Annotated in this window: 5 protein-coding genes; 3 read left to right on the top strand and 2 right to left on the bottom strand. The window is 48.9% G+C overall.

The annotated features are described in order from the left end of the window. A partial coding sequence (locus RMO27_RS15850) for an alkaline phosphatase family protein (protein ID WP_309734209.1) occupies positions 1-1,299 on the bottom strand: 1,299 nt, incomplete at its 3' end. A gap of 94 nt (positions 1,300-1,393) precedes the next feature. Next, positions 1,394-5,416, bottom strand: a complete 4,023-nt coding sequence (locus RMO27_RS15845; protein ID WP_396133727.1) for a glycerophosphodiester phosphodiesterase family protein — start codon at positions 5,414-5,416, stop codon at positions 1,394-1,396. Positions 5,417-6,217: 801 nt separating this feature from the next. On the opposite strand from RMO27_RS15845, the gene RMO27_RS15840 reads away from it, so the two are divergent. From RMO27_RS15840 to RMO27_RS15830, 3 genes are all read left to right on the top strand, one after another. After that, positions 6,218-8,575 (top strand): alkaline phosphatase, encoded by a 2,358-nt coding sequence (locus tag RMO27_RS15840; RefSeq protein WP_309734207.1) that lies wholly within the window; start codon positions 6,218-6,220, stop codon positions 8,573-8,575. A 285-nt stretch (positions 8,576-8,860) separates the two neighbouring features. Beyond that, entirely contained in the window at positions 8,861-9,691 is an 831-nt protein-coding gene (locus RMO27_RS15835) for a peptidylprolyl isomerase (RefSeq protein ID WP_309734205.1), read from the top strand. Between the two features lie 166 nt (positions 9,692-9,857). Continuing rightward, a partial coding sequence (locus RMO27_RS15830) for an ABC transporter transmembrane domain-containing protein (RefSeq protein ID WP_309734203.1) occupies positions 9,858-11,922 on the top strand: 2,065 nt, incomplete at its 3' end.

Raw genomic sequence — 11,922 nt, 5'->3', positions numbered from 1 at the left:
TTTAGCGGCATCCTGACCCGTCCCGATACTATTGGGATCGGTAAAGTCGGTTGCTTGACGCGAATCTGTCAGTAGGAACTGGTGTTGCGAACCGTCGGGTTGTTCGATATAACCGAGTACTAAATCGGCATTTGGGTTTTGCTCGATACTGCGGAGTAAGACTTTGGTCTGATAATCGACGAAGGTTTTGACTTGATCTTGGTAAATGGCTTCGAGTTCGGCGTCGCTGAACTTAGTCAGTCCAGTGTTGATCCGCTCGGGGAAGCGAAAATCGGCTTGGGGTGACCAGGTGCCGATATTGGTATTGATATCATCAACATTGGCAACCACCCCAGGGCTTTCAGCCGGACGGGGAATATAAGCACTCGAATACCGCGCGATATTTACCTTCGACAAATCGCCACTGAGGGTACTGGCGAAGAAAGAAGTACCGACTTTATTCGTACTGCCCTCAAAGTAGAAGGAACTGGATTTTTGGTCGCTGGCTTTGATAAAAGCCGAGCCGGTAGCGGGTAAAGTGGCTGCACCTTTGATGCCGACATTGGCGTCAAAGACTACCAATGTATCGTAATTGGTAACTTTATCATCAGTGGTATCGATCGCCGCTACCTGCATCTCGTAGTTACTACTGGTACTACCACCTGTCAAGGCCGTGCCAGCGATCGTTTCTAACTTAGCTACTTTGACCGTGCTGTAAGAACTTTTGCCCAGCGCAGCTAGTCCGGTCACAGCCTGAGTATTACCGATCGTAAAATCAGCCGCAGTCAGACTGAATCCAGTCCCGCCAATCCCCCCAAACGCCCCATAAGGAACGGTATAACTGACCGTGCGATCTTCTTTTTTGTCTAAGATGGCTTTGCTAGTAGTCGCGGAGAGAATATTTGCGCCATCCGCACCAGGGAAAGTCGCCGCGACGACAGTTTTACCCGCTGCTTGGAGTGTCGTCCAGATTGGCGTAGAGGTGGGTGTAGTATCCTCGCTGGGGTCGATCCCAGTTTGATAGTCATAACCACCGATCGGGGCAGCAAAACCGCTAGTATTGGTAGTAAAAGGATTGGAAACTAGGCTGAAACTATTGGCGTTGATATCGTTATTAACTGCGGTCGAACCAGTCGCGATCGCGATGTGAGAGGGAGCAGTAATTGAAGGGGTAATAGTTTGATTATCTGTGGCTGCGACCCCTTTGATTTTGAGCAGTCCCAAGCCAGTTTTGGCATCGAGAACGCCATTTGCCAAATACTTATCGACGATCGCATCAGTCGCCCCATCGAGGGAGAGCAAGATTACTTTAGGAGCCATGTTATTTATAAAGTTGAATTTTTTGTAAACTTCAAACCAAATGTCAATAGGGCTAATTCCGATCGGAATTAACCCTATTTAGATAATTGCGAACCTAAACGAATGCGAAACTGCTGGAATTGAGCGTGCTAGATTGAATTCCCGTTAAGAGGGCGAGATCTTTACCGCTAGCTTTGATGAGAGTGTCGGCACCTTGTTGAGTGAGCGTCACTTTGCTAAAGTCAGTCACGCCAGTAATACCCAAGATGAGTAGTTTGTCAATCCCCACTCCAAAGTCGCTTACGGTATTGCTACTAGTGGGCAGACTGCCAGCAGCCAAGTAGAACTTGTCACTACCCGCACCGCCGTTGAGGGTGTTACCACCTTTGCCAGCATAGATAATGTCATTACCAGCACCACTATCGAGGAAGTCATTACTTCCCGCAAATAAGGTATCGTTACCCGCGCCACCATAGAGCCGATTGCCGCCTTTGCCTTGACTGGCATCGAGAATATCGTCGCCAGCCTCACCAAACAGCCTGTCGGTATTGCCTGCATAGAGTTCGTCGTTGCCGTCGCCGCCGTAGATCCGGTTGCTGTTGCCTTTAGAAACCGAGCCATCTACCAAGTCATTGCCGCCGTCAGTAAAAACAGTATCATTGGTGGCCGGAACGAGCGTGGTATCGTTACCGCTAGTACCCGTAATGACTTTGTTGGTTGCTAGACCAGCCAGACCGACTGAGGGACTGAGATTCAAGGGCTTGTCCAGACCGATTTGGACGATCTCGTTGTTGTCGATGCCGGAGGTGCGACCAGTCGAGAAGGGGTAGTTATTATCATTGGCGATTAAGATCGTATTGGCATCGAGCACTAAGACATTCTCGATCGTCACGAAGGGCATTTTATAAGTAGTGCTGCCATCTTGATTCAGATCTTGCGGATCGGGAATATTTAAGAGGTCGGCGACTTCTTCTTTGGCTACAAAGCCGTTGGCATCTTGTTTGGACAAGTCGATTTTGTAGACTTTTTTAAATTTCGCCAAATCCCCTTGATTATTGTCGCGCTCGATGACCAGATATTCGTGATCGTTAACAACAGTCAGATCGCCGATCGCGTTAGCTGCCGCTTCGAGCTTGTAGTAACCAGCTAAACTCTCAAATTTCTGAGTAGCCAGATCGAATTGATTAATCCGCAGCGTACCCGCCACATCGCCGACAACCGTGCCTTCTAATAGCGCGTACAGTTTCGTTTTCGAGGCATTGAGCGCGCCACCTTCATAACCCCTGGAACTACCGAGATTGGAAACGATCGTGTCGTCGGTGCGACCGCCTAAAGCTGTAGTAACATTGGCACTACCGATCAATTCCTGACGCACGCTATAGCCAGTCGCCGGGAAATCGGTAAAGAAACCATCGACACCGAGTTTGATGTACTGCTCGAATTCGGCGCGAGCATCCCCACCATAGTCGGATGCCAAGAAGACAGATTCATCGCGCAAGGTATAGAGATGGACTTTTAAACCCGCCGCGTGCGCGTCCGTAACCAGTGTCGTTGGCGTCCCTAACACTCGATCGGCATCGGTAATTTGACCATCGGCATTGAGGTCGTCAGCTTTGCCATCGCTGTTTTTATCTACCGTGCTAGCTGGGACGATCGTCCGTTTATCGGGGCCGATCCCAGTTGCATATTTAGCAATTTCGGTCAATCCGGTGGGCTTACTCAGGTCGGCATAGGTGCGTTTGTCACCACTAGCCACCAAGTCATAAGGACTACCAGTACTGCTAATCAACTGGACGAGCGGAATATTCACCCCCGCTGTGGGCATAATCGTCGTCTTCAATTCTTTGAGATTGGTAGTCTCAAAAGATTGGATATAGACGCGACTGGGGTCGGTAAAACCCTGTTTGACGAGGGTATCGACTACTTTTTGACCGAGGTTGACATTGATGGCTGTCCCATCGATATATTTACCTTCTGTTTGGAAGTAAGTCGGGTGCTTGGTTTCAGGATAGATGCCGATCTTGATGCCCGTGGTTTTTTCATAGTCTTGCACCAAGTCGATGATTTCATCAAAGGTAACAACCTGAAGCTTATCACCATCGTATTCGGTACCGCGTAATGCTGGGAGCCGCTCGATCGCATTGAGCGTTTTAATCTCAGCGAGGGTAAAGTCTTCAGCAAACCAACCCGTCACACTTTGGCCGTCGAGGATTTTGGTGGTTTTGCGGCTGGCAAATTCCGATCGCTTATAAATGTCAGTGCTGGTATTGGTTGTATTGAGGGTGCCATCAGCATTTAATACAGCTAACATCGGCTCGTGACGGGCAATTAACACGCCATCTTTGGTAATGACCAAATCTGGCTCGATGAAATCTGCCCCATCCGCGATCGCCACTTTGTAAGCTGCTAAGGTGTGTTCGGGCCGATCGCCGGAAGCACCCCGATGGCCGATAACGATCGGGGCTTTGTTGTCGAGGGTATTAAAAGTTGTCTGCTTGGAGATGTCAGGATTGTCTGGCGATCTGACGATCGGCGAGACAACTTGGTCGCGCACCGCATCAGCAGTCCCAGGGAAATCGGAGAAGAAGCCATCGACACCCGCATTAATAAATGCTTTGTATTCTTCGGCAGGATTGCCATTATAGTCGGCAGCTAGGTTCCGCGCTTCATTGCGGAAGGTGTAAGTATGTACGAGCAGATTATTGGCATGAGCATTGCTCACCAATGAGGTGGCAGGCAAGACGGTGCGATCGGTATTATTCACAACACCATCTTGATTGACATCATCGGCTTTGCCGTCGCCATTGGCATCGGTACCCTTGGAAGAGATAATCATCGGTTTCCACGCGCCAATCCCATCGGCGTATGTGGCAATCTCTGTTAAGCCAGCTACCGTTTGCAGGTCGCCGTAAGTCCGTTTATCACCACTGACAGTGAAATCATATGGCTGTTTGTTGACATCTTGGTAACTGAGTGAACCATCCAAGTTGACATCATAAGCGTCTAATAACTGAATCAGGGGGAGATTAGTTTTGGTATTGAGTTCCTGGAGATTGGCAACTTCAAAGGATTGAATATAAACGCGGCTGGGGTCGGTAAAGTTAGTTTGATTGAGCGTCGCCAACAGCGGCTCTTCTAAGGATAAGCCCAAGTTATCGTGGTAAGTTGGATGTTTGGTTTCGGGATAGATCCCGATCTTTTTGCCAGTGTCAGTTTCGACTTGTTTGACGAGATTGACGATCTCTTCCAGCGTGGGAATTTCATAGAGATCGTTGAAAGTTTGGGGTCGATCGGCGACTGGTTGGATCGCCCGCAAGGTCTTGATTTCCGCTAAGGTAAAGTCCGACGCAAAAAAACCTTCTTCGGCCACCCCATCGACCATTTTAGTGGTCTTGCGGCTGGCAAATTCGGGATGGTCTTTGACATTGGTGGTCGCAATCAAATTTGGCTCGTGACGCGCGATCAGTACGCCGTCTTTAGTCGATACCAAATCTGGTTCGATAAAGTCGGCACCACGCTCGATCGCCAATTGGTAAGAGGCTAAGGTATGTTCGGGACGCTCGCCAGAGGCACCGCGATGGCCGATAACGATCGGTTCTTTGCCATTGAGGGTATTGAGTTTGGTATAGTTTGGTGTCGCAATTGGTGCTTCTAACAGCTTCCCCGTCGCATCAAAGTGAAGGGTATAAGGGCCAAATTCATCGCCGATCCAAATCGAACCATCTGCCGCAATATTGAAAGATTCGATATCGAAATCTGCGCCAGTTAATAACCGATCGGTCGTATTATTATTGACGATCGCAAATCCCGCTTTTTGATCGGGATCGGATAGTTGAAGAAAGTCCCCAATTTTCACCGTCCCGTCGCCACCCAAACCTTGAAAACTGGGATTGGCTTTGTAAATCCGCAATAGGAAGTCCGAACTATTAGATTTAGCACCGTAGCCATTATCGGCCATAAACCAGTAATTACCAGAGCTATCGGCAAATTGGACTGCACTCAAACCTTGCACTGGCTGACTGGAAAACGGAATAGTCCTACCGTTGGTGGTGCCAGTAATTGTCGCACCTGATGCTGGCCCCGATGCAAAAGTATCCGCAGGCAGTGAAGCATAACCTTTTAATGCAGTCATAGTCAGTTGGGGATGTTTTCTATGAGGATGATGAGAAATCTGCTAATAACGACACGATCGGGGTTTCGGAATGCTGATGCCAACTTTGATTTAGAGATTGATCGTGCCGCCGATCGCCACAAGTGACAATAAAATTTAGTATTTTTACGGCTGCTTTAACTTAGCCAGTAGCGATCGACACTGATTTTTTATGGCAATAATTGCAACATCACTATACCAAGCACAGATTAAGAACTAGTTATTTCAACGTGCTGCTTTTTACAGAATATCGAATTGTTTTGTTTGCAAAAATATGATAACTGACGCCGATCGGGCAAGATTTTTCGCTCTAAAGTAGCGAACAACCACTCTGGCGATCGAGAATTCTGGTTGACTATGTAATCGATCTTCGATGTTCGATCGAACATCGAAGATCGCGAAACTAGCATTAGTCAAAGCCGGATTAATCAAGTCGCACGATGTGGAATCGATCTACACCACCGCTCCGATCGATATCAAAGCTTTCGGCAGCGTGAAAAACATCGTCGTTATTGTGTTGCGTATTAAGACACTTTTAATCGATTCTTAACCGATTAATCATAGGAACTTAACAATGGGCAACTCTAATATAAAGGTTGGCCTTGTTACAGATATCTCTAGGTGTAGCCATCGCTACATCTCCAGGGGTAATCCTCCAAAAAAATATCGGATTTGGGTAATTGGTATTTAAGTAGCTGTCTGCGATCGAATGTAGGCAGAGTGTTAGTTCGGTAAGTTCATCAGTTCGACTGTAAATCATCTCAACCAAACATAGGCAGGTTATCTACAATGGCTAAGAATACGATTATCATGATTGGCGATGGGATGGGCTGGGAAATGACCCGCGCCGCTGCCATTTACAAACAGATCCAAGAAGGCAAAACTGGCACCAGCCTCAGCGATTACTATACCTCTGGTAAAGGTACGGGTCTGAACATGCAAACGTTGACGGGTTATACCTTGGCAACTACCTACGGGACAACAGTACCAAACAGTTCCGGGGTTTATAATACAGGTCAAGCCGCGATCGCGGATAGCAAAGGGGTAGTCGGGAATACGGGACTGACGACGACTACCAATGTTACCTATTCAGATATTTCTGGCTTTGATTTCAACACCACGTTTAACCCCGGTACCACACCAACTGGTGGTGCAAAAGTTAGCGATGGGGTTGTCGGCAACTTGGTTGGTTACGATCCGGTCAAAGGCGGTGCCACTCCTTGGACTGCGGGTACTGAAAAAGAATATATCAAGTACAGCTATCCTGACTCGGCCAACACCGCAACCACCCTCTATTCTGGCGTCAAAACTTACAATGGTGCGGTTGGCGTGGACATCTTTGAAAATCCGGTCGAGAGCGTCTTATCCAAAGCCGCTCAGGCCGGTAAATCGACTGGTCTAGTGACCTCCGTCCCGATCGACCATGCCACCCCCGCTGCCGCCGCTGCTAACGTCAATAACCGCAACAAATTTGACAACGGTTATGAAGATACCGCGCTCGATAGTATCCTCCAACAAGAACTCCGCGTTTATCAACCGACAGTCTTATTAGGTGGTGGGCACCCTCTCTCCTCGACGGGAAATGTGTTACCCAATGGTGTAGAGCCAAGAGACAATACTTATATCAAAGAATCTACCTACCAAGAACTCAGCAAAAATCCGACCAGCAATATTTACGACTATACGTTCGTAGAACGCGGGACAGATGCGGCGAGTAAACTTGCCAGTACTGCCGCTAGCCTCGATCCCGAAAAAGGCGATCGCCTCTTAGGTCTCTATGGCGCGCGCGGTCAAGATGGGAACTTGCCAGTTAGCTCGGCCAATGGCGACTACAGCACTACAGGTTTGGCGATGTTCACCGTCAACTCCACCAAAGGATTGAACCCCGACACCGTTCGCCCCTTAAAAGCGGGTGAGACTGATGCTTCATTCATCGCGACCGAGCGCAACCAAAACCCCACCCTCGATGACTTAACTAAAGCGGCACTCACCGTTTTGGGTAAAGATCCCGATGGGATGTGGCTGATGATTGAAGGTGGCGATATCGACTGGGCGGCTCATGACAATAATATTGACAACCTAATCGGTGCGACCTTGGACTTCGATAAGGCAGTCGGATCGGTCATCGATTGGATTAATAAAAACGGCGGTTGGGCAGATAACGAACTGATCGTCACTGCCGACCACGACCACTATCTGACCCTCAATGGCGACTTTCCCACGCTAGTGCAAAAAAATGCCAGCAATGGCATCAGCGCACTGACCGACAATGATACGATCGCTGGATCGGGTCAAACGTGGGGATCTAGCACCACAGATAAATATGACTGGGGCAATCACACCAACCGCCCCGTCCCCGTTTATTACCAAGGGCCGGAATCCTCCCTGTTGACAGCTTCGATCGGGACTGGCTACGAAGCATACGGCAAGGAAGTTAAGGGCATTCCTGGTTTAATCGATCAGGTGGATATCGCCCAAACGATGTTTGCCTCGGTCGCGGAAACCAGTCAGCAAAATTTGGTATCGGGAACTCCTGGCAGCGACACCGAAATCGCCAAGGTGGGCGGCACGATCGATGGCGTGCAGGATACGATCTATACTGGCAACGGCAACGATACGATCGATCTGGCTTTCAATAGCAATGCCCGCAATAACACGGTGGATGCTGGTAAAGGTGACGACACGATTTTTGTCAGCCGCAATGACACCGTATTTGGCGGTGAAGGTAACGATACCTTCTATGCGATCGATGGCAAGGGTGAAAACCGGATGTCTGGTGGTGCTGGCAATGATACCTTCTATCTGGGCAGCAACGATCGCGCCCTCGGTGGCGATGGTAACGATAAATTCTACGCTGGTAGCGGCGGCGGCAACACCCTCTCTGGCGGTGCTGGTGCTGACCAGTTCTGGATTGCGACTGGCTCGCTACCGAGTTCTGCCAATACGATCGCCGATTTCCAAATCGGTACAGACGTCATTGGTATCTCCGGATCCAAGAGCTTGGGCATCAGCAGCAGCACGCTGAAATTAAATCAAACAAGTGCCGATACGACGATTAACTTTGGTACCCAAACCTTGGCAGTACTGACGGGTATTCAAGCTAGCAGCTTAAATACTAGCAATTCCAGCCAGTTTGTCTTTGGCTAATCGCGAATCGATTGACAGGTAAAGCGACGACTGGGCAGAACTTCCCGATCGGGAAATTCTGCCTTGTTTTTTAGCTGGATCGATTTGCTAATCTAATTTAGAGCGGTAATTTAGGGGTACCGATCGATCGCCCGATACCTTAATTGTGACAATCGATCGATGACAGTGAATCGATCGGATTTGAGGTTAACCAGACGTTAATATCTGCATAACCTGGTACCGAGCAATTACTGAGATAATCTGTGCAGGGTGCTACTTAGTTGACCTTTACACAAAAGTATCATCATGAAGATAACTGCAAACTTGCTAGATCCCAGCATTGTGACTTCCACCTTACCTCCAACCGATCGATTCTCGTCCCGAGAGGCTACGCCAACGGCACCACTCGACCTCGACACACCACTGAAACGGTTGTGTAAAAACGCGATGTCTGGACAGGAAGTGATCTCCCTATTGCAGAAATTTTCGATGCTCCCCCAATTTCAGCGAGAACTGATCCTGGATGCGGAGCTAGCTTCAGTTAGTTGCAGCCAAGAAGAGATGTTTAGTGCCTACAAAACTTTTTATCGCAAGTATCAGATTAATTCTGATGCCGAGCGCGATACTTGGCTGGTGCGAAATAAATGTACGCTAGCGCAATTAGAACATTCGGTGCTTCGCACACTCAAACTCGATCGCTTCAAACAAACAACTTTTGGGCATAAAGTCGAATCGTACTTTTTGCAGCGCAAAAGTCAACTCGATCGGGTGATTTATTCACTATTACGGGTTAAAGATCCTCATTTAGCTCAAGAGCTATTTTTTCGGATTCAAGATCGGGAAGCCACATTTACCGAACTTGTCAAGCAATATTCTGGCGGCCAAGAAGCTGATGTCGGTGGTGTCGTCGGCCCCCACGAACTGTCGATACCCCATCCAGTTTTGGCACAAAAACTCAGATCGCTCCAACCAGGACAATTAGCACCACCACTGCAAATTGCGGACTGGTTTGTAGTCGTCAGACTCGAAAAATTCTTGCCAGCGCAATTAGATCAGGTCGTTCAATCGCGGCTGATCGATGAGTTGTATGAGCAATGGCTACAGGCTCGATTGCATGATTTAAGTATGAGTGATTGAGTGGCAAATGTTAGGTGAGCCGCCAATCGAGATGTATGGCCGATGTTCGCCTGTTAAAGTTCGGCAAATTAAGCAAAATCAAATTATACATTACCTCTAAAATCGGCAACGCGATCGCGCAGCGTGAACGATCGACCCCAATTATTAATTCAAACTTTAAAAGATCATGACTTATACACCGATCGCGCCAGAAACTTTTTTAGCGCAAATCGAACCGTTTTGCCAGCTCTCGACGCAGACACAATCGAAACTGGCCAAAATCGCTCAGTATTATCGCTATCATGTCGGCCAACCGATTGCGTTGCGCGATCGACTCTCCGCCCAAGTGAATATCGTTGTCGAAGGTACTGTCCGCCTCCTGGGATATCCTTCCGACCACACCTCGCCGGTGACAATCGAACGGCTAGAAATCGGTAGTACTATCGGTGCAGTTGGGATGATTCGTGGCGTACCCTGCGAGTCAGCGATCGCCTCAACTGAAGCGATTTGCCTGACGATTCCCGCCGAATCATTCATGCAGATGATCGCCACAGAACCGATTCTCAGACATCATTTTTTCAATCGACCGAGTGCGATCGAAATCTTTGAAGTATTGCGATTGGAACTCGATCGATGTCCCAATCCAGAACAATTGCTCGAAGGATTGGGTGTTGACTCGCTCAAGGAGCTGGCACTGCAAGCGGCTAACACGGCTGTCGTCTACAATTCCCCATCCGAAATTCCGGCCGCATTGAGTACTTGGGATTGGTTTATCGCCAATCAGTCTTCGGAGCAGAGTGGTAGTCAAATGTACCAAATCGGCGATCGCGTCGATCTGACTACCATCCCCGCCCGCACCAAATTCCGGCTGCTGGGGATTGCACCCGATATTTTACAAGTTCCTGCTCCCCCAGCGCAGATCGATCGAGTTATCGATATCGACGCGGATACTGTCTTCTCCACGACTACCGACCTCACTGTGGCGAAACCGTCATTGATTCCCTACGCGCCCGATCTACCCCTGGCACTCAACCAGCCCACCAAATCGCGCCAAAAATATCCAATCGTCCGAGGGAAGGGACAGATCGACGGCAGCGTTGCCTGCTTTGAAATGCTCGCCAACCAATTCAAAATCCCCTTTAGACGGGATTCTGTCCGCAAGGTGGTTGCCCATCATGTCGAGCAATCTGGGGGGATTTCGCTCCAATTTTGCGGGGCTGTGGCCGACTTTTTGGGACTTCAGGGTCAATTGGCCTCAATTCCGATCGCCGATCTCCAGCGCATTCAGGTGCCAGCCCTGATTAAATGGGAAGACCGATTGGCCGTCGTTTGTGCTGTTTCTCACAAGTCAGTAACGATCGCGCTACCCGATAGTGGCTTGATTGAGCGATCGCCGCAAGAATTACTCCTCAATCAGGAATCAAAACCCGACGCTCCCGCTAACGATCTGATTTCGATTTTGTTAGTTCAGACTACACGTTATACCCCAGAGCAAAAGTTTGGCATCGGGTGGTTTTGGCCGGCGTTGGTGCAGTATAAAGGCGTGTTAATCGAGGTCTTAATTGCCTCTTTTTTCATTCAACTCTTCGGACTGGCTAATCCACTGATTACGCAGACGATTATCGATCGGGTGGTGCTCAACAATAGTCCCACCGCCTTGAATGTATTTGGGATTCTGCTGATCGGCGTGGCCATCGGCGAAGCCTTATTAACTAGTTTGCGCACTTTTCTATTTGTCGATACCACCAATCGGATCGATTTGGCATTGGGTTCGCAAATTATCGATCGCCTGCTCCGACTACCTTTGCGGTACTTCGAGAAACGATCGGTGGGGGAACTGTCTACCCGCGTCAACGAACTCGAAAATATCCGCCAATTTTTGACGGGTACAGCCTTGACTGTCGTCCTCGATTCGGTATTTTCAGTAATTTACATCGTGGTGATGTTAATTTATAGCTGGCTATTGACGCTAGTCGCCCTGGCAACTTTACCACTATGCATCCTGATTACGACTTTGGTATCGCCGATCGCCCGCAAACAGTTACGCACCAAAGCAGAACGCAATGCGCGATCGCAGTCGCACCTGGTCGAAGTCATCGCTGGCATCCAAACTGTCAAAGCCCAAAATGTCGAATTGCGATCGCGCTGGAAATGGCAAGAACGCTACACTCAATACGTGATGGCGGGATTCCAAACCGTAATTACCTTCACCACCGCCAATTCCGCCACCACCTTTCTCAATCAGCTCTCCA

Origin of the sequence: Chamaesiphon sp. OTE_75_metabat_556, from assembly GCF_031378165.1 — a bacterium.
Classification (GTDB): Bacteria; Cyanobacteriota; Cyanobacteriia; order Cyanobacteriales; family Chamaesiphonaceae; genus Chamaesiphon.
Note: the sequence above shows the minus strand (reverse complement) of the source record. Positions and strands in the feature narration are given on the sequence as shown.

Excerpts from the sequence above, each read along its gene's own strand:
- RMO27_RS15840 (WP_309734207.1), top strand. The coding sequence starts at position 6,218 with ATGGCTAAGAATACGATTATCATGATTGGCGATGGGATGGGCTGGGAA.
- RMO27_RS15835 (WP_309734205.1), top strand. The coding sequence starts at position 8,861 with ATGAAGATAACTGCAAACTTGCTAGATCCCAGCATTGTGACTTCCACC.